The following is a 19,979-nucleotide window of genomic DNA, read 5'->3' as shown; positions in this document are numbered from 1 at the left end:
CGCCCCGGTCCGACCTGTGACAGCCTTTTGCATCTGCCGCTAGCACTCCTGTGTATCGGTTTACACTCGGTAAAAAACGCGTCCGCCGATATGGGTTATGCTGTTGAAAATGGTAGGGGAGAGTTCTGATGCTGCCTGAAGTTGTCCCCGGCAACGTTGGGAAAATGTGTGTGTCCATGGTCATGGCTTTCGCCCTGGCTGGTTGCGATGGCGACTCCGGTAGTGGCAGCCAGCCGGACCTGTCGGGGGTCATTGCCATAGAAACCAATACCCGCGTTGATCGGGATACGGCCGATGAACTCCGATTGAATATTGCTGTGGACAATAATCAGCTTGAGGACGCCCAGCCCTTGCCCGCCAATGCCACAGTGGGTGGCTATCTGAGTGCCAATCAGGCCTTTTATGGCGGTTCTGCCAGTAATTTTATTTACTTTCGGGATACCCTCGACTTCTATACCGCCAACCTGATTCCAGGGGACCGGATTTCACTGCAGGTATTCAGTTCTCCATCCAGTATTCTCGCTGTTCATGATGAGACGCCCTTCCGCCAGGTGCGGGTACTGAAGTCTGACGCTAGCGGCCTGAACCAGGTTGTTACGCCAATATCCGGGTCCGGTAACCTTGATCCGATCATTCTTACTTTGCCTGATGATTTTGAACCGGGCTCTTATCTGATCGAAGTCACTACCGGTGACAGTGGCAACGGCATGCCCTTTCGTTATGTGCTTTCGCTGGCGGATCTGACAACCACAACCGGGTTAAACGCCCGTTATTCCGAGCCGTCTTTTGTGTTGGATCAAGCCGTTGTGCAAATGCAGCCCCGGACCAGTACGCGAACCATGGCGGCCAATATGGCGTCGTCGATGGGCGTTACTGCCCAAAGTTATCTGGGATCTGATCTCTGGCTGATGCAACGCGGGAGCTCTAGTATGCGGATGCTCTCGCGCCAGGCCAGTGACGAAACGCAGAAAGCAACATTGGACTGGATTCGCTCACTGGGCCAGCAACCCGGTGTGGCCCTGGCAGAACCCAACTATGTATATACCAGCCAGGCGGTTTCGCCTGACGACGATGACTTCTTTGATCGCCAGTGGGCGCTACCGTTTATCCAGACCCCGCTTGCCTGGCAGACGGCCCAAGAGGCAGGTGAAGATGTTGGTATTGCGATATTCGATACCGGCGTGTTCCGTTTGCAACCATTGTCGTCCGGGGACTGGCACCCTGACCTAGATGCAAACGTCAGGCTTATCCCGAACCAGATCATGGATTATGTGTCTGGCACCCTGGATATAGACGGCGAAGGGCTTGAGGGGGAAAGCGGCAGAGACTTCAACCCCGCCGACCCCGGCGATGGCAAGGCCCAGAGCAGTAATTTCCATGGCACTCATGTAGCCGGAATTGCAGCTGCCGTGGATAACAGCATCGGGATTGTGGGCGTTGCGCCGAAAGCGCTGATCTATCCGGTAAGAGTTCTGGGGCGGGACGGTGTCGGGTCGTCTGCAGACCTGATTGCGGCTGTCAGGTGGGCCGCTTCCCGTCCGGAGATCGATGTTCTGAACCTTAGCCTGGGCGGGTTGGGCGATAGCACTGCGCTCAAGAGTGCTATAGATCTGGCCTGGAATGAGGGTAGGGGTAAGCTGATTGTGGCAGCAGCAGGAAATTCGGCAACAGATGAACCCACGTTTCCCGCCGCTTACAACAACGTAATTGGCGTGGGCGCAGTGGATGGCGCGGGAGTTCGGGCCGGTTATTCCAACGTCGGGCCGTCAGTGGATCTGGTTGCGCCCGGGGGTGATGCCTCACGAGATGCCAATCAGGACGGATTCCCCGATGTGATTGTCAGTACCTGGGGTACCGATGAAGAAGGTAATTTTGTTTCCGGTTTTGCGGCGCTCCAGGGCACATCCATGGCTGCGCCTCATGTGGCGGGTGTTTACGCGTTGATGAGGGGTAAATCGGGTGGAGTGGGCGATTTGATGACGCCGGGGCGTTTTACCTCCCTGTTGAGAGCAGGCTCGTTGACTCGCCCTGTCGGTCCGGCTTTCGAGTATGGCGCCGGACTTATTGACGCGCTTGCAGCGATGGACGCGACCCTGGAGGGTTCCTTTCCGGTCACGCTGAGCTCTTCACCCACGGCCGTTCAACTCAATGCCGCAGTGCTCAGCACCGAACTGATGTTGACCGCCTTCCCAGCGGACGAGGTGTTCACGGTGACGAGCGCTACATCATCTGCGGAGTGGCTGTCTGCTACTGTCGAGCAGCCAGGCCCACCTTCTGCTTCGGCAATCGTGACGGTGACCGCCGATGCGACCGGGCTTGATCCCCAGCAGCGATATGCCACGGAGATTGAGATTACTTACCAGACTGACGGTGGTGGTGCTAAAACCCTGGTGGTCCCGGTATCACTGCAACTGGAATCAACGCCGGATGAAAAAGACGCGGGTCGCCACTATGTGCTGTTGGTCAGTGCCGAAGGTGAGAATGCAGGCGAGGTTGTTCAGCAAAGAGTGGTCAGTGCTACGAACGGTCGCTATGAGTACGCTTTCAATGACGTCGAACCCGGCGAATACTTTCTGGTAGCTGGCACGGATACTGATAACAACGGCTTTATCTGTGAAAACGGTGAGGCATGCGCTGAATACCCGGTGAACGGCCTTCCGGAAACCATCAGTCTCGGTGATGTCTCCAAGTCCAATATAGTGCTTAACACCAGCTTCCGGCGGCCCACCATCAGTGCACTTGGTCTTCCACGCGTTGGCTTCAAGGGCTACCAGATAAAACATGAGTCAGTGCGAAGGGGACGCAGCGAACCATTCAAGGAGTATGTGCGTTGAAGTCTTTACCAAAACTGGTCAGCATGAGCTTCCTTGCGCTGATGGCCGCCCTGATACTGGCTGCCTGCACCACCCAGCTTTCAGAAACCGCCGATGGCGCACCATTGGCCCGCCAGATTACAGCGTCCGATCAGTGTGGGATCGGTTCTGAGGGCCTGGCCTACGTTAGCGACGAAGACGATCTGGCGCGCCTGGGTGAATGGTCCATGCAGAATCTTTCCATGAAGCCGATCAGGGCGCTGGATTTTGATCGGGAACATATTCTGGTCATTGGGTTGGGGCAGAAGCCCACTGGTGGATACGGTCTGACCCTTGCCAACTCCCGGATTGTTGGTGATACGCTCAAAATCACTGTTATTCTGCGGCGGCCACCGGCGGATGCCATGGTGACCCAGGTGCTTACCACGCCCTGTGCGGTGATGGCTGTCACCCCCAGGCACTGGGATAAAATAGAGGTAACCGGCAACGGCCTGGAGACACTCAGCCTCAACCGAAAACACAGTCGTTGATCTTTGCCCACGAATCCCTAAGCTATGCCCCAGTTTTCTCAACAACCCGTAGAGTGTTTGCCCGTCTATGAGCCAGAGCCCGAAACAGCCTGTGAGCCAGCAGAAAGCGTATAACGCTGATGCCATTGAAGTCCTGAGCGGTCTGGACCCGGTTCGCAAGCGTCCGGGGATGTACACGGACACCAGTCGGCCCAACCACCTGGCCCAGGAAGTTATTGATAACAGTGTGGACGAGGCCCTGGCCGGACACGCCCGGCGCATTGACGTGGTGCTCTATGGTGACGGTTCGCTCAGTGTGGAAGACGACGGCCGTGGCATGCCGGTGGATATTCACAGGGAACACGGTGTTCCGGGGGTCGAGCTGATCCTGTCCCGCCTTCATGCCGGCGGCAAGTTTTCCCAGGGTAATTACAATTTTTCCGGTGGCCTGCACGGGGTTGGGGTGTCGGTCGTCAACGCCCTGTCTACCCACCTTGAAGTACTGATCAAGCGGGATGGCCAACTGCACCGGATGACCTTTGCCGGTGGTCACAAGGAAAGCGAGCTGGCTGCGATTGATACCGTTGGTAAACGCAACACCGGCACCCGGTTGAAGTTCACCCCGGATGCCAGTTATTTCGACAGCCCGAAATTTTCTGTCAGCCGTTTGCGCCACAACCTTCGTGCCAAGGCGGTGCTGTGCCCGGGGTTGCAGGTCACTTTCCTGCAGGAGCCGACGGGGGAAAAGGACGAGTGGTTTTATGAGGACGGCCTGCGTGATTACCTGCGCAGCGAGCTTGCCGATATCGAGGCGGTTCCGCTGGAGCCGTTTGTCGGCAGCTTTTCCGGCAACTCCGAAGCGGTTGACTGGGCCATTCAGTGGCTGCCGGAAGGCGGCGAGACTGTCATGGAAAGTTACGTCAACCTGATTCCGACGGCGCAGGGCGGCACCCATGTCAACGGCCTGCGAACCGGTCTGCTCGAGGCCATGAGGGAGTTCTGCGAATTCCGCAGCCTGCTGCCCCGGGGCGTGAAACTGTCACCGGAAGACATCTGGGAGCGCTGCGCTTATGTGCTGTCTTTCAAGATGCAGGAACCCCAGTTCAGCGGCCAGACCAAGGAACGCCTCTCTTCCCGGGAGGCCGCCGGCTTCATTTCCGGGGTGGTGAAAGATGCCTTCAGCCTGTGGCTGAACCAGCATACCGACATCGCCGAGGTACTGGCGGAACTGTTTATCAGTAACGCCCAGAGCAGACTGCGCGCCAGCAAGAAAGTCGCGCGCAAAAAGGTTACATCTGGCCCGGCCTTGCCGGGTAAGCTTGCGGACTGCTCCGGTAATGACACTGCGCGATCGGAGCTGTTCCTGGTGGAGGGAGATTCCGCCGGTGGCTCGGCCAAACAGGCCCGTGACCGGGAGTTCCAGGCGGTCATGCCGCTGCGGGGCAAGATTCTGAATACCTGGGAAGTGGATTCCAGCGAGATTCTGGCGTCCCAGGAAGTTCATGATATTGCGGTAGCCATTGGCGTTGATCCCGGCTCTGACCGGCTCGACAAACTGCGCTATAACAAGGTCTGTATTCTGGCAGATGCGGACTCGGACGGATTGCATATTGCCACTCTGCTCTGTGCCCTGTTTGTGAAACATTTCCGTCCGGTGGTCGCGGCGGGCCACGTTTTCGTGGCCATGCCGCCGCTATACCGGGTGGACCTGGGCAAGGAAACCTTCTATGCCCTGGACGAGCACGAGAAACAGGGCATTCTCGACCGGCTGGCCGCAGAAAACAGGAAAGGCAAGATTTCCGTTACCCGGTTCAAGGGTCTTGGTGAAATGAACCCGCTGCAACTGCGTGAAACCACCATGGCGCCGGACACCCGACGGTTGGTGATGCTCACCATCGAGGACGATGATGACACCGACGCCCGCATGGATATGCTGCTGGGCAAGAAGCGGGCGTCTGATCGCCGCAGCTGGCTTGAGGAATACGGCAATATGGCGGATATCGAAGTCTGAACCGTGGCCTGATCGCCATATTACTAAAAGTGCTTTCCCCAGCATTCTTTATTCTTTCTATCTCAGTGGGAAAATCGTTATCCTGCCGGTCTTTGTCTGAGGGACGTGACGATGGACTGGCAGGGCTGGTTTGCACTGAGCCTGGCGGGATTTGCGCTGTTGCTGATGAGTGTCGGGCGTTACGGGCCGCATCTGGTGATGTTGTCGGTGCTTATCGTACTCAGCGCGACCGGTATCATCAGTGCCGAGGAAGCCCTCTCCGGATTCAGTAACAGTGGCCTGATCACGGTCGTTGCAATGTTTGTAGTGGCCGCTGGCATTCACCACTCCGGCGGTGTGGATCTGGTCGTTCATCACTTGCTGCGATCCCCCCGTTCGGTCCGGTCGGCGCAGGCGCGGATCATGTTTCCGGTGGCTCTGCTCAGTGGATTTCTGAATAATACTCCGGTGGTGGCTACCATGATTCCGGCGATTCATGCCTGGTCCCGGAAGATCGGAATTTCTGCTTCCAAGTTAATGATTCCGCTAAGCTATTCCGCCATTCTGGGCGGCACTCTCACGCTCATAGGCACCAGTACCAATCTGGTCGTCAATGGCCAGTACCAGCAACTTACTGGCGAACAGGGCTTCTCGATTTTCTCGATTACGGCGGTTGGTCTCCCTGTTGCCGTGATCGGCCTCGCGGTGATGGTGCTGGTACTGCCGCGTTTCCTGCCGGATCGTAAAGATCAGCAGAAATTCGGTTCGATGCGGGAGTTTACCCTGGAAGTAGCCGTAGCGTTTGATGGCCCGCTGGTGGGCAAAAGCGTCGATGAAGCCGGCCTGCGTGAACTGGACCGGCTCTATCTGGTAGAAATTGAGCGGGACGGCAGCGTGGTAACCGCGGTGCCGTCCGAGGAGCGTCTGCGAGGCGGCGACCGCCTGGTGTTTGCCGGTGATACCCAGGCTATTTCCGACCTGCTGCGAATTCACGGCATTGTGCCGTCCGTTCATGATGACGAACCCAGTCTGAGCAAGGACAGGGCCGAACGGCGTCTGGTCGAGGCGGCTCTGTCGCCCCGTTCCGAAGTGCTGGGTATGACCATCCGCGATGCCCGTTTCCGTGACCGTTACGGCGCGGTTGTGCTGGCAGTTGCCCGGGGCGGTGAGCGGGTTTCCGGAAACCTTGGCAATATCCGTCTGAAGACCGGTGACGTCCTGCTTCTGGAGGCCCGTCCTGCTTTTGTCAGCCGCCAGCGTTATGCCAAGGACTTTCTGCTCATCAATGACCTGGAAACCGACAGACCCCGCCATGACCGGGCGTATCTTTCCTGGGGCATATTGCTGGTACTGGTCGGATTTGCTGCCAGTGGCGTGCTGAGTATGCTGAATGCGGCGCTGCTGGGTGCCGCGCTGATGGTTCTGACCGGTTGCTGTTCGGTGGGGCAGGCGCAAAAAGCGGTGGACGTGCCGGTGATGCTGACGATTGCCGCCTCCTTTGCCCTGGGCGCGGCTCTGGAAGCGACTGGTGCCGCCGGCTTTGTGGCCAGGGGGATTCTGGCCGCCAGCAGTGGTGATCCTCTGCTGACGCTTTTGCTGATCTATGTCGCGGTGTCTGTATTGACGGAGGTGATCACCAATAACGCGGCGGCGATTCTGGTGCTTCCGGTCGTGCTGTCCATGACCACGGCACTGAATATGCCGCCGGAGCCCTATGTGATCGCCGTTATGATGGCGGCGTCTGCCAGTTTCGCCACGCCACTGGGCTACCAGACCAACATGATGGTTTTTGGCCCCGGCGCCTATCGTTTCATGGATTTTGTGAAAGTCGGGCTGCCCATGAACCTGTTTATTGGCTTGCTGACTGTCGGCGTGATCTCGCTGGTTTACGGGATCCGGGCTTCCTGAGAGCAAAAAACCGGTCTGTGGCAATAAGCCTGCCGTTGCGACCGGTCGGCAGGCGAACGCTTGTCGACCAGATCAGACGTTGCAGACTGAGATTGCCAGGAAAGCCCAGTTTTACCGACATTTCATGTCAGTTAACGGAATGAGGCCCGGCAGCATTTGCGGGAACTCAGTTATTGCTGGGAACGACAACTGATTCGTCGAATTCGGCTTCCATTTTACCGTCTCTTGTTGGTTATTGAGGAACATAAGAGTGAGTTAATTAATAATCAGTCTATCCGGATTCACAGGTTGCTCAATCCGTAGAACCCGTATTAGACCAAAGGTATAAGCGGTATCACCTAAAAGTCTGCCGGCTTGATCAGAATTTCTGATAGTGGCGGACAAAACATTCAGTTTGGCTTTTAGTGCTGCAGTTTCTAAACTTGATTCGTTTAGCAGGGAGGGGAGTCGGACAGATGGTGCAGATACGGAACTCTTCAAGCCAGTACGGATTGGTCGCGATTATTCTTCACTGGCTTGTTGCGGTTGTCATCATTGGCTTGTTTGCCCTGGGCTACTGGATGGTTGATCTGGACTACTACCATGAGTGGTACAAGCAGGCCCCGGACATACACCGCAGCGTTGGCATTCTGCTGTTTGCCACGATCATCCTGAGATTGTTGTGGAGACTGGTCAGCAGAGCGCCCGCCCCTCTGGCAACCCACAGCCGGCTGGAAGTGCTGGCTGCCCATGGTGCCCATCTGATGCTGTACCTGCTGATCGTGACGGCGATGATCAGTGGTTATCTGATATCCACCGCCGATGGCTCTGCCATCAGTGTTTTCGGCTGGTTTGATGTACCCTCCGTGACGGGACGGATAAAGGGGATGGAAGATATTGCCGGCGAGGTTCACTATTGGGCAACCTGGGCGCTTGTGGGGCTGGCGTCAATCCATGCCCTGGCGGCGCTTAAACATCACCTGATAGACAAGGACGACACCTTGCGGCGAATGCTGGGAACTGTGAATGAATAGTTGCAAAATCTTTGACGAGGTTAACGAATACACCAGTGCACTGTGCCCTGGTTTCACCCGAAAGGAGAATATTATGAAAAAACTGATTCTTGCATCCGCCGTTTCGATAGCGATGGCTGGTGCTGCTCAGGCAAATGAACATTCAGGAACCTACGCGTTTGATACCAAAGGCGCCCACCAGTTTATTACTTTCAAGATCTCCCATCTGGGCTACAGCTGGCTGTATGGAAGATTCAACGATTTTGACGGTGAGTTTACGTACGATGCGGACAATCCCGGGAACAGCACCGTGTCAGTGACTGTTGATACCACCAGCCTGGATTCGAACCATGCAGAGCGGGACAAACACCTTCGCTCCGACGACTTTCTGCATGTTGACAGATACCCCGAGGCGAGCTTCACCAGCAAGCGGGTAGAGGTGGACAGTGAAGGAGAGGCAGACATCATCGGTGATCTGACCCTGCACGGCGTTACCAAAGAGGTCACTCTCGATGTTGAAATGGTAGGCCACGGTCCCGATCCCTGGGGTAACTATCGTATGGGCTTCGCGGCAGGCACCACTTTCAAGCTGGATGACTTCGGCATATCCTATGAAAAGATCGGCGAGGTTTCCAGGGAAGTGGAACTGATCATTTCAGTGGAAGGCATTCGCCAGTAACCCGGAAAACCCGACGGTTTTCGCCGCCGCTACCGGTGACGGTAGCGGCTGTTTCATACTTTGAAACGGGCGGTCTGTTGCCGCAACTCAACTGCATAACTGTCCAGGCACGAGCTGATTTCGCTGATGCTTCCTGACCGTTGAGCGCTTTCAGAAGCAAGATCGTTGATGGTTACAACGTTGCGGTTGATTTCCTCTGCCACCTGCGTCTGTTGTTCAGTGGCCGAGGCAACACTGGAGTTGACCTCCATGATGTCACTCATCGACCCAAGAATATTTTTCAGTTCGTTTTCCGCCTCGGTAGCAAGTCTGCTGGTTTCACCAGCCTGTTTGCCACCGGCCTCCATGACATCGACAATGTCTGACACACCGGTCTGCAGAACGGTGATCATGCGCTGAATATCTTCTGTTGATTGCTGAGTGCGCTTGGCCAGGGTACGCACTTCATCCGCTACCACGGCAAAGCCGCGGCCCTGTTCACCGGCCCGGGCTGCCTCAATAGCGGCGTTAAGCGCAAGCAGATTGGTCTGATCTGCGACACCCCGGATTACATCCAGAACCGAGGTAATATTTTCCGAATTCTCGGAAAGTTCTCTTATCACCCCGACGGCTTTTACGATCTGTCCGGAGAGCGTCTGCACCTGGTTGGACGAATCGTGGATGATCTGCCCACCTTTTTTCCCGGTTTCCTGGGCCTGGTGGGTCACCTCGGCGGCACGGGAGGCGTTGCCCGCAACCTCTTCAATAGCGCTCTGCATCTCGTTCATTGCAGTCGCTACCATGGCTATCAGATCACTCTGACGGGTAATGCCATCATTATTATCTCTCGCTGCAGTGGAAAGCTGGCTGGCCTGGTCGCCCAGGCTGTCGCTCAGGGTCTGGATGCTTGCGATCATGCCCTGAAGATTGGCCAGTACCCGGTTGAAGCTGACGGAAAGCTGGCCCAGATCATCATTGGATTCAACCGGTACCCGCTGGGTCAGGTCGCCCTCGCCCTCGGCAATATTGTCCAGCTGATTCCTCAGTGCCTTGATCGAGCCGATAATCATCCGCAGCAAAACGACGAATAGTACGACGCAGCCCAGAACGATGGTCAGGCTTGCAGCCAGAATAATAATCGAGCGGTTGAGAGCTTCCTCAGACGCATGAGTCGCGGAGTTCTGAGCCTGGTTGTCCGCATGCACACCGACCACATCAAAGTAGTCACGCAGCGCATCGAATGCGGCCTGGCTCTCGCCTTTCAGTTTGGCCCTGGCTGCTTGCCGGATTCCGGATTCTGCCAGTTCCATGGAGCTCGATGCAGCCGTCATCCAGCGTTCATAGGCGGTTTCAAATCCGGCGACTTTTTCATCGATTCCGGTGCCTTGCAAGCGCTGCACTGCAGCATTCATCCGCTCCCGCGCCTGGGTTGCGTTTTCGCTGAAAACTTCCCTGGTGTTGCCGGGGTCGAAGCCCAGAACCGCGGCATCGATAAAGGCGGTCTGAGCCACCAGGGCCTGGTACAGATCCCTGTCGGCGTTCAGCGCCTCGCTGACGGCGGGGAGCGAGTTGCGCGCAATGCTCTTGGTGTCTGCGACGAGGTCGCGGAAGGTAAATGCACTCAAAACGCCAACCAGAAGCAGGGCTGCGGCGGTAATGGCAAAAGGCAGACAGATCTTGGAGCGAAGCCCGAGTGCTCTATTAAGATTCATGGAACGCTACTCACCGACGGTATTGAACGTAAAAGGGTAGCAGTGAGGGGGCTAATGTCACCTTGGAAAATGTTTTTTTAAGTTATTGACTCATTTCCGCGCTGTCAGCATCTGTGTTGGCGACATAAATGACGCTGGCGCCAGAACTGTGCAAAAAAAATGACCAGTCCGATAATCGACACCGCCCACAGATAGGCAGCCGCCAGCTTGAACGACCCGCTGATGGCAAACTCGATCAGTAGCATCAGCGCCAGGGCAAGCAGAGCATTGATTGTTGCAGTTAACAGGGCCTGACCACAGGCTTTGACATTCTGTTTCATAGGTCCTCTCAGTTACGCGCCTAGTGTCCCGTCTGGTTAATTCGTTGACCTACTGCTTGCCCTTGAGTGGGTGGCATTAAGTGCGTGAAAGAGTCTTTGTAAATCTTCTGTAATGCAGATTACGGTGAGCAGGTTCAGCGCTCTATCCGGGAATTCCGCTATTTGAATAGTCAGGGGATGTTGGTGTATCCGGGTCAGGCTCCATATAATGAGGCCCGTCCAAGCGATACTCACAGGTTATTTCCGACCGGCAAAAGGGGCATCCATGCCAGAATTCCAGACCACGGAGGAAGGCTTTGAGAGAGTTTCTCTGAGAGACTACACCGAAAAGGCCTACCTTGATTATTCGATGTACGTCATTCTCGACAGGGCACTGCCCAATATCGGCGACGGTCTGAAACCGGTGCAGCGCCGCATCGTCTACGCCATGTCTGAGCTGGGTCTGAAATCAACGTCCAAGTACAAGAAGTCGGCCCGAACTGTCGGTGACGTTCTCGGCAAGTTCCATCCCCATGGCGACAGCGCCTGTTATGAAGCCATGGTGCTCATGGCACAGCCGTTTTCCTACCGCTATCCGCTGGTTGACGGGCAGGGTAACTGGGGTGCGCCTGACGATCCCAAATCCTTTGCCGCCATGCGTTATACCGAGTCCCGGCTCGCTCGCTTCGCCGACGTGTTGCTCCGTGAACTGGGCCAGGGCACGGTGGACTGGGTGCCCAATTTTGACGGCACCATGGATGAACCTTCGGTGTTACCGGCCCGGCTCCCCCATGTTCTGCTTAACGGTACCACTGGCATTGCAGTGGGCATGGCCACGGATATACCGCCCCACAACGTTCGCGAAATTGCGGCCGCCTGCGTGCGTCTGCTGGATCAGCCGGATGCCACCGTGGCCGAGCTCTGCGAACATGTAAAAGGACCGGATTTTCCGACGGAAGCGGAAATTATTACCCCGGGAAAGGATATCCGTCAGCTTTACGAAACCGGCCGGGGCTCACTGCGTATGCGCGCCCGCTGGATCAACGAAGGTGGCGAAATTGTGGTCACGGACCTGCCGCATCAGACTTCCGGCAATCGTGTTCTGGAGCAGATCGCCCAGCAGATGCAGACCAAGAAGTTACCCATGGTGGCAGACTTGCGGGACGAATCGGACCATGAAAATCCCACCCGCCTGGTGATCGTGCCGCGCTCCAGCCGGGTGGATCAGCAGGGCCTGATGGCTCACCTTTTTGCCAGCACGGACCTGGAAAAAACCTACCGGGTGAATATCAATGTGATTGGCAATGATGGTCGCCCGGGCGTCAAGGGACTGCGGACCATTCTGACCGAGTGGCTTAGCTTCCGCCGGGCAACAGTCACCCGTCGTCTTCAGCACCGGCTGGACAAGGTGCTGGCACGGCTGCACATCCTTGAAGGGTTGCTGGTTGCGTATCTCAACATCGACGAAGTCATCGCCATTATCCGGTACGAGGACAAACCCAAAGCGCAACTGATTGCCAGATTCGGGTTGAGTGAAGATCAGGCGGAGTCGATTCTTGAACTGAAGCTGCGCCACCTGGCCAGACTCGAGGAGATGAAAATCCGCGGCGAACAGGACGAGCTCAGCGCCGAGCGCGACGAATTGCAGTCGATCCTCGGGTCTGAGGACCGGCTCCGGGAACTGATCAAATCCGAATTGATCGAGGATGCCGAGACCTACGGTGATGCTCGCCGCTCACCGATCGTTGAGCGCGGAGAAGCGAAGGCCTTCAGTGAAACCGAGCTGGTGTCCAATGATCCGGTTACGGTGGTGCTCTCTGACAAAGGCTGGGTCAGGGCCGCCAAGGGCCATGATATTCAGCCGGAAGCCCTGAGCTATAAAGCCGGTGACAGATTTTCCATGGCCGCCAAAGGGCGCAATAACCAGCAGGCGGTGTTTATTGATTCCACTGGCCGTGCCTACTCTGTGGCGGCGCACTCGCTGCCCTCCGCACGGGGCCAGGGCGAACCGCTGAGCGGCCACATTAATCCGCCGTCCGGCGCGACTTTCTCGGGTCTGTTGATGGGAGATCCGGCGCGGAAGGTTCTGCTGGTCACCGACGGCGGCTACGGTTTTGTGACGTCGCTGGGCGAAATGATCAGCAAGAACAGAAACGGCAAGGCCGTTGTATCAGTGCCGAAAGGCGCGCACATCATGCCGCCGGTCACCGTACCGAAAGTCACCGCAACGCTTTACCTCGGTGCCATTTCCAATGAGGGCCGCATGCTGGTATTCCCGCTCAGTGAACTGCCGGAGCTGGCGAAGGGCAAGGGCAACAAGATCATCAGCATCCCGTCGGCCCGGGTTCAGAACCGTGAAGAATTTGTCGTGGCTGTTGCGATCTTTGCAGAAGACGACCAGATCGAGATATGGGCAGGCAAGCGCAAGATGGGGCTTCAGTTCAGCGACCTTGAGCATTACTCTGGCGAGCGTGGCCGGCGTGGACACAAGCTGCCCCGGGGGCTGCAGCGTGTCGATGGCATCAAGGTGATCCACTCGGCCAGCAGCGCCGCGGCGCTTGCCCAGTCTGAAGGCGAGCCGTCTGAAAAGGAGCAGCCCGACAATGAGTGAGCTGGTACTGATTAACGTTTCCGGGCGCGACAAGCCAGGCCTGACGTCGGAGATTACCGGTATCATGGGTCAGTATCATGTGCGGATTCTGGATATCGGCCAGGCGGTGATTCACGACCACCTGACCTGGGGGATCCTGATCGAGATTCCTGACGAATCCAAGTCCTCGCCGGTGATCCGGGATCTGCTGTTCCGGCTGCATGCGCTGGACCTTCAGGTACGCTTTGCACCGATCACCATGGAGGAATACCAGCAGTGGGCGGAAGGCCGCAACCGTGCCTGTTATATCGTGACCCTGCTGTCCCGGGACATCAAGGCAGAGCAGATCGCCCGGGTCTCTGCCATTACCGCCCGGCATGGACTGAATATTGACAATATTACCCGCCTGTCGGCGCGACCCTCGCTGAATCAGGCGGATAACCGTCTGGCCTGCGTGGAGTTTTCCGTGCGGGGAACGCCCCCTGATCCGGAGCAGCTCAGGGCCGATTTCCTCCATATTGCCGGGGAAATGAACGTAGACATCGCGTTCCAGGAAGATTCCATTTTCCGGCGTAACCGGCGCCTGGTGGTTTTTGATATGGACTCCACCCTGATTGATGCCGAAGTGATTGATCAGCTGGCGCTGGAAGCCGGCGTTGGTGAGCAGGTGGCAGCGATCACTGAAAGGGCCATGCAGGGCGAACTGGACTTCAGTCAGAGCTTTGCCGAGCGCCTGGCCCTGCTAAGGGGGCTGGACGAATCGGTGCTGGAAGGTATTGCCATGCGCCTGAACCTGACCGAGGGCGCCGAACATCTGATCCGTAGCCTGAAGTCACTGGGGTACCGAACGGCCATCGTTTCCGGTGGCTTTACCTATTTTGCCCGCCACCTGCAGCGCAGGCTCGGCATTGATTACGTCTACGCCAACGAGCTGGAAATCGAGAATGGCAAGGTCACCGGTCGGGTTGCGGGCCAGATTGTGGATGGCAACCGTAAGGCCCAGCTGCTGCTGGAAATCGCTGAGCGTGAGCACATTTCCCGCGAGCAGGTGATTGCCGTGGGGGACGGGGCAAACGACCTGCCCATGCTGAGTCAGGCCGGGCTGGGTGTGGCGTTCCGCGCCAAACCCCTGGTCAAAGAGTCGGCCCGCCACGCCATATCCACCCTGGGCCTCGATGCCATCCTGTATCTGATCGGATTCCGGGAAAATGACGGCCGTCAGGTCTGAGGCTTACTGGTCGCCAAAGTCGTAGTTCATCTCCGGCACCGGCGCCTGCAGGTAGTAACCCTGAATGTAGTTGACGCCTGCCTGCCACAGGGTAGCCAGAACGCCGGCGTTTTCCACCAGCGGCACAATGGTCAGCTTGCCTGCACTCTGCAGGCTCTTGACCATCTCGGTCACCTCCGCCTTGGCTTCATTGGACTTCTGGATTTCTTCGGTAAATGAACCGTCGATTTTCACATAGTCAACGTCGATATGCTTCAGGGTATTGAACGGATTGAGCGCGCAGCCAAACTGTGAAATGGACACCTTGCTGTGCAGTTGGTGAACCGCTTTGGCAAACTCTCTGGCCTGCTTCATAAAGTTGTTGGCGTCGCCCTCCCGGATCTGGAAGATCAGCGAGTCGCCGGGCAGCCGGGCCGCCTTGAGGGCGACACTCAACCAGGGTGTAAAGGTCTTGTCATCAAGCGTCTGGGCCGTAATGTTGAGAAAGAGACGGCTATCGTGGCCATGTGAGCGGTGGCTGGCCAGCTGTTTGATAGTCTGCAGAATCACCCAGCGATCAATCTTCATGGCCATGTCAGACGGGCCAAGGGGTGGCAGGAAGTCATAGGGCGAGACCTCCTCATTGTCGTTATTGATCATGCGGACAAACGCTTCGTAGTGTTCCTCGCCCTCGCCCCGAAGGTTAATAATGGGCTGGAACAGCAGGCGGAACCGGTTATCATCCAGTGCTTGCTGAATGGCATCTGCAGAATTGTCTGAATCCATGGCCTCGTAGTCTGCAGGGTTATAGACCATGACCCCGTTTCCGCTTTCATGGCCTTCTTTTTTCTTGAGTTCCGAGGATGCTGTATGGGCGCGGCCCATCAGGTCTGCTGCCTTGGGAGAGTTTTCGGTAATCGCGGCGACGCCGATGCTGACGGTGATCTGCACTGTGCGCCCGTTTATCTCGAACAGGTGATCCTCGATGTTTTTGCAGATATCCTCGCAGACCCTGGCCATGGCCTTTTCTTCGCACGGATGGCTGAGCAGACAGAAGGCATCATCACTGAGCCGCGCCAGGGTATAGTCTTTCGGGATCTGCTCGCTGAGCAGCCTGGCCAGGTCTCCAAGTACCAGGTCCGAACCGGCAATGCCGACCTGGCTCTTCATGGCCATGAATCGGTCGATCGATATATAGGCCAGCGCGCCGGTCTGGTTGTCTTTTCCGGCGAGGGCGATGGTCTTTGCCAGGGCGTCCATCAGATATTGGCGGTTGAACAGGCCGGTCAGAAGGTCCTGGCTGCTGATTCTGCGGAGTTTTTCCTCCAGTTCGCCGTCATTATGTTCGGGCTGGAGCACAATCTGAGTGCATAATTCGCCATCGTAAGTGGCCGCGGACACGGTCATATTGACATTCAGTTCCTGATCGTCGCTACGGCGGGCGACGCACGTCAGCATCCGGTTGTTCTCGCTTTCAGCGCTGAACGCTTTCATGAATTCTTTGTATTTGCTTGCGCTTTCGGAAGTCAGCGTGTCCAGAACCGGAATGCAGATCAGGTCATCAATATCATCGTAGCCCAGAAATTCCATGTAGGACTGGTTCGCATATACGTGCATGCCGTCGTTGATGTACGCAATGGCGTCTTTGGAGCTTTCCAGCAGCAACTGACAACGCTGTTCTGATTCCCGCAGATGGGACTCAAGTGCACGGCGGCGGCGGCGGTCTTCCAGGGCTGCCAGTTCGCGGTTGACCACCAGAACCAGCTGGTCAGTGTGCTCGAACGGAACAGTGTCCTGACCGCCGGCTTTCATGATGGCAACGGCCCGCTCACGACTGAACTCGCTGGTCATCAAAACAAACGGAATATCCTTGTCCATGCGACGGATCATCGCCAGGGCGCCATCCGGCCCGAACTCCTGGTCGGTATCATCCCGTGCCAGAAGGAGATCCCACTGGCCCGACTTCAGGGTTTCTTCGAGATCTTCTTCCGAGGTGATTCGGTGCGCGCGGGTGGCTTTGCCGGAATTTCTCAGCAGGCTGACCAGAGACTCCGCATCGTTTTGCGAAGGGTCGAGAATCAGCAGGTGTACCGTGGTGTTTTTTTTCTGCATTCGTCAGGGGTCTCGCAGTACTCATTGGCTTGTAATCAAGGCTGAATGATGCAGTGCTTACCTGTGAATAACAACCCTTGAAGCGGGCCCCGGCAGCATCGTTCCTGGCTCCGGATTCGTTACAGGGAAGGCCAGAGGGAATCGAATTCGTCTTCACTGGTACCCGGCCCGGAGGGCGGGCTGTGAGCTGGTAAGGTACCGGAGCTCCGAAGTTTCAGTTCGAACTGGCTGATGCTGCCTGTGGCGCTCACTCTCCGGGCAAGTGTTCCGTCTTCTTTACGGCCAGCATAGAGCATCGAAATACGGCTGTTTGACTGAAAAGGCAGCCGGGGCGTGATCAGCGTTGCCGCCTGGTTAACCACATCATTTTGCGGCAGCAGCAGACCACGCAGGTACTCACTGCTGTTACCTGTTTTCTGAATCAGGCGAACGCCACAGGGGGCCGCGCTGGGCGCCAGCAGACCTATGCCGACCTTGGTGCCCTGATTCTTTATCTGGCGGATCCATCTGATCACCGCGATACTCCAGGGCTCGTTGGAATGTTCCCGCACAGCCAGTACCTCACCGGTTTGCAGCGAGGGCGGAACGTCGGTCTTCCAGTTGACACAGTAGCCACCGGGACTGGTGTTGATCAGCATTGCATAGTGAGACCTTGGCTTGTTGCGCTCTGCCACACCGTCCGGGTTTGTGCCCGCGCCGTTCCGGAAATTGATCGGCGTATCCGCTGACTGGATGCGTTCTTCGCTCGGTCCCGCATCATGGGCCCCGGCCCAGGCATCCTCCCGCTGGCGGGACTGGCGCACAAAACGGTTGTCGTCTTTATCCTGTCCGGACGCAAGCGCATCATTGCCAATGACAAACTGATTGAACGTCTTCTCGCCGGCAACGTAATAGTGGGTTGCGGTCAGCCCGACGCAGATCTCGAGGTTGCCCTGGCTGGAAGTGCGGTTGAAATTACGCTTTGCCAGAATTCCCAGGGCCTCGCTGAGGTGCATGAGCAGGGTATTGCTGACCGAGGGTGGCAGTTGGAGCTGAGGGCGGGACCCCGGGTCTTTTGATCTGGTCCTGGCATCAAGGACCTCGGCAATTTCAGCCGAAAGATTGCGGGTCTCGAACCCGAGGCTGTCATCGCCTGGCGACTGGTCCAGGAGGCTGCGATAAACAGGTGGACTGTCCTGTTCGAGGTTAATAACGAACAGGCTGTCAGCTTCCGCTTCGGGGCCGCACTCAACAAGGTCCGTCCAGGTTTCAGACAGCCCGTAAACCTGTTTCAGTTCGGATTGACGCAACTGGTTGGGGCGGGAACAGGCAAGCAACAGAATACGTTTATAGGCATCTTCAATGGTGCTGGCGCGACGTCTGTTGAGGATCTCATCTTCCACCAACAGCGCGTGAAGCTTATTGCTGAGTGCAAACCTGAACATCCGGTGACATTCCAGCCAGCTTTGCTCGGGGCTCGGACAATAAAGCTGGTAAGAGCGCAGAATAGTTCCCGCAAGCTCGGATATGGCCCGGTGTATGGCTGTCGCGATGGCTTTTTTGTTCTTTGCTGTACCGCCGTTATCCAGACACTGCATTACGCAGAGTTTGTAGCCGCTTGCTGTGTGGAGCTGCAGGGCCTGGGACAGGTTGGCGATTTTGCGCTGTTTTTCCGGCAGGGCGATAGACAGTCCGAGATAGTGCCGCGACAGCTCATCACAGACCACCTGAATCCGGGGGCGGATCAACTCGAGATACTGGAACCTCTGGGTATGGTTTGCAAACAGTTCATTGAGTTCGATAATTGCGTGATAGAGCAGGCGGGATGCCTCCCCCGTGTTGGCCATAGGTAGCTGGTTGACCCATCCCCTGAACGCTCTCGGCGTTGTTTCACAAAAAGACAGGCTCGCTGTTTTCTGCTCGGGTACGCCAAGATCTGGTTTCAGGGACCTGCCTTCCATTTAATCACGCCAATCCGGTATTTTCTGGTGATATATTAGATGTATACAAAATAGCAAGAGCAAGGCAAAAAAGCGAACAATCAAAGAGTTGACAATATCCTGCAAGTGGCAAGTTTATTCAGGATGCCAAGCGCATCACGCAAAAAGATCAATCGGTGTCTTTCCCGGTTTGTCCGGTATTTCCCTTACCAGCCGTGGCACCAGAAATCCGGGCAGTTTTGCCAGAAGCTCGCGAACGATAACACGTGCCTGATGGTCGCTGACAGCAAAGTGATGGGCTCCTGCGACCGGGTCAAAGGCGTGCAGGTAGTAAGGCAGCACATGACATTCAAACAGTCGTTCACTCAGGCTGACCAGGGTGTCGGCGTGGTCGTTCACACCCCGCAGGATCACCGATTGGTTCAGCAGTGTGACGCCGGCATCCCTGAGCTTTCCCAACGCCTCCCGGACCTGGTCGTCAAGCTCATTCGGGTGGTTGATATGCAATACCATCACGCACTGCAGGCGACTGGCTGCAAGCATTTCGAGTAAACCGGCAGTGACCCGCTGGGGTATGACAACGGGCAGGCGGCTGTGGATCCGCAACCTGCGGATGTGTGGAATCCTGCTGACAGAGTCTACCCAGAACGACAGCAGGCGGTCGCTGGCCACCAGCGGGTCACCGCCACTCAGAATGACTTCGTTGATGGTCTGGTCGCTGGCCAGAAATTCCAGAATCCGGGTCCGGTCCCGGGGCGTCAGGCGGTGCTCGTCGTAAGGAAAGTGGCGACGAAAACAGTAACGGCAATTGATGGCGCATTGTCCCGTCACCATCAGCAGGGCGCGGCTCTGGTACTTGCGGATCAGCCCGGTGGTCGCCACCGCACTGTTTTCTTCCAGCGGGTCAGTGGCATAGCCGGGCAGCAGTAACCCCTCATCGGAGGTCGGCAGAACCTGGCGTAACAGTGGATCCTGGGGATTGCCCCGCGCCATTCGAGCGGCGTAGGGTTCGGGAACGCGGATGGCAAAAAGCCGGTGGCCCAGATCGGCGCCCTTGCGCCAGGGTCCCGGTGCCAGGTCCAGTCTCCGCAGAAGGGCCTCGGGCGACGTTATCGAGTCTGAGAGCAGTTGTTGCCAGCTCTGCCCGTCTGTTCCCCCGTTGCCTCCGCTGGCGCTATCAGCGGTATCGATGGACCGGGCTTCTATAAGCGTGGCGGTTCGCTGTATCATAGCGAACTCCAAATTTCTAACTGCATCGTTTCAGGTGATA

The 19,979-nt window shown here is 56.8% G+C and carries 13 protein-coding genes; 8 read left to right on the top strand and 5 right to left on the bottom strand.

The genetic code is table 11. The features are described from left to right. Positions 1-128: 128 nt before the first annotated feature. The 6 genes from VJ956_RS08285 (at position 129) to VJ956_RS08260 (ending at position 8,891) form a co-directional block, all read left to right on the top strand. On the top strand, positions 129-2,834 hold the full coding sequence (locus tag VJ956_RS08285) for a S8 family serine peptidase (protein ID WP_324083711.1): 2,706 nt from the start codon (positions 129-131) through the stop codon (positions 2,832-2,834). Beyond that, positions 2,831-3,343, top strand: a complete 513-nt coding sequence (locus VJ956_RS08280; protein ID WP_324083709.1) for a protease complex subunit PrcB family protein — start codon at positions 2,831-2,833, stop codon at positions 3,341-3,343. The genes VJ956_RS08285 and VJ956_RS08280 overlap by 4 nt, the downstream gene beginning before the upstream one ends. Before the next feature lie 91 nt (positions 3,344-3,434). Then, a complete protein-coding gene (gene parE, locus VJ956_RS08275; RefSeq protein ID WP_324083708.1) occupies positions 3,435-5,333 on the top strand; it encodes a DNA topoisomerase IV subunit B in 1,899 nt (632 codons plus the stop codon). Between the two features lie 111 nt (positions 5,334-5,444). Next, complete coding sequence (locus tag VJ956_RS08270) at positions 5,445-7,220, top strand: SLC13 family permease (RefSeq protein WP_324083706.1); 1,776 nt, start codon at positions 5,445-5,447, stop codon at positions 7,218-7,220. A 458-nt stretch (positions 7,221-7,678) separates the two neighbouring features. Then, on the top strand, positions 7,679-8,233 hold the full coding sequence (locus tag VJ956_RS08265; protein WP_324083728.1) for a cytochrome b: 555 nt from the start codon (positions 7,679-7,681) through the stop codon (positions 8,231-8,233). Positions 8,234-8,306: 73 nt separating this feature from the next. Then, entirely contained in the window at positions 8,307-8,891 is a 585-nt protein-coding gene (locus VJ956_RS08260; RefSeq protein WP_324083705.1) for a YceI family protein, read from the top strand. 53 nt (positions 8,892-8,944) lie between these two features. Here the strand turns inward: VJ956_RS08260 and VJ956_RS08255 are convergent, their stop codons facing one another. Together VJ956_RS08255 and VJ956_RS08250 are read right to left on the bottom strand one after the other, a co-directional pair. Further along, positions 8,945-10,582, bottom strand: a complete 1,638-nt coding sequence (locus VJ956_RS08255; RefSeq protein WP_324083703.1) for a methyl-accepting chemotaxis protein — start codon at positions 10,580-10,582, stop codon at positions 8,945-8,947. Between the two features lie 104 nt (positions 10,583-10,686). Next, complete coding sequence (locus VJ956_RS08250; protein WP_324083701.1) at positions 10,687-10,902, bottom strand: hypothetical protein; 216 nt, start codon at positions 10,900-10,902, stop codon at positions 10,687-10,689. 265 nt (positions 10,903-11,167) lie between these two features. On the opposite strand from VJ956_RS08250, the gene parC reads away from it, so the two are divergent. Beyond that, positions 11,168-13,492 (top strand): DNA topoisomerase IV subunit A, encoded by a 2,325-nt coding sequence (gene parC / locus VJ956_RS08245; protein WP_324083698.1) that lies wholly within the window; start codon positions 11,168-11,170, stop codon positions 13,490-13,492. Further along, positions 13,485-14,699: a phosphoserine phosphatase SerB gene (gene serB / locus VJ956_RS08240; RefSeq protein ID WP_324083696.1), complete on the top strand. Its 1,215-nt coding sequence runs from the start codon at positions 13,485-13,487 to the stop codon at positions 14,697-14,699. Before parC ends, serB begins: the two co-directional genes overlap by 8 nt. 3 nt (positions 14,700-14,702) lie before the next feature. Here serB and VJ956_RS08235 read toward each other — a convergent pair whose 3' ends face one another. The 3 genes from VJ956_RS08235 to epmB form a co-directional block, all read right to left on the bottom strand. Continuing rightward, complete coding sequence (locus VJ956_RS08235) at positions 14,703-16,790, bottom strand: EAL domain-containing response regulator (RefSeq protein WP_324083694.1); 2,088 nt, start codon at positions 16,788-16,790, stop codon at positions 14,703-14,705. A 119-nt stretch (positions 16,791-16,909) separates the two neighbouring features. Next, complete coding sequence (locus tag VJ956_RS08230; RefSeq protein ID WP_324083693.1) at positions 16,910-18,730, bottom strand: GTPase; 1,821 nt, start codon at positions 18,728-18,730, stop codon at positions 16,910-16,912. Between the two features lie 135 nt (positions 18,731-18,865). After that, positions 18,866-19,939: an EF-P beta-lysylation protein EpmB gene (gene epmB, locus VJ956_RS08225; RefSeq protein ID WP_324083691.1), complete on the bottom strand. Its 1,074-nt coding sequence runs from the start codon at positions 19,937-19,939 to the stop codon at positions 18,866-18,868. Positions 19,940-19,979 lie beyond the last annotated feature (40 nt).

This window comes from Marinobacter sp. (genome assembly GCF_035268745.1).
In the GTDB taxonomy this organism is placed as follows: Bacteria; Pseudomonadota; Gammaproteobacteria; order Pseudomonadales; family Oleiphilaceae; genus Marinobacter.
Note: the sequence above shows the minus strand (reverse complement) of the source record. Positions and strands in the feature narration are given on the sequence as shown.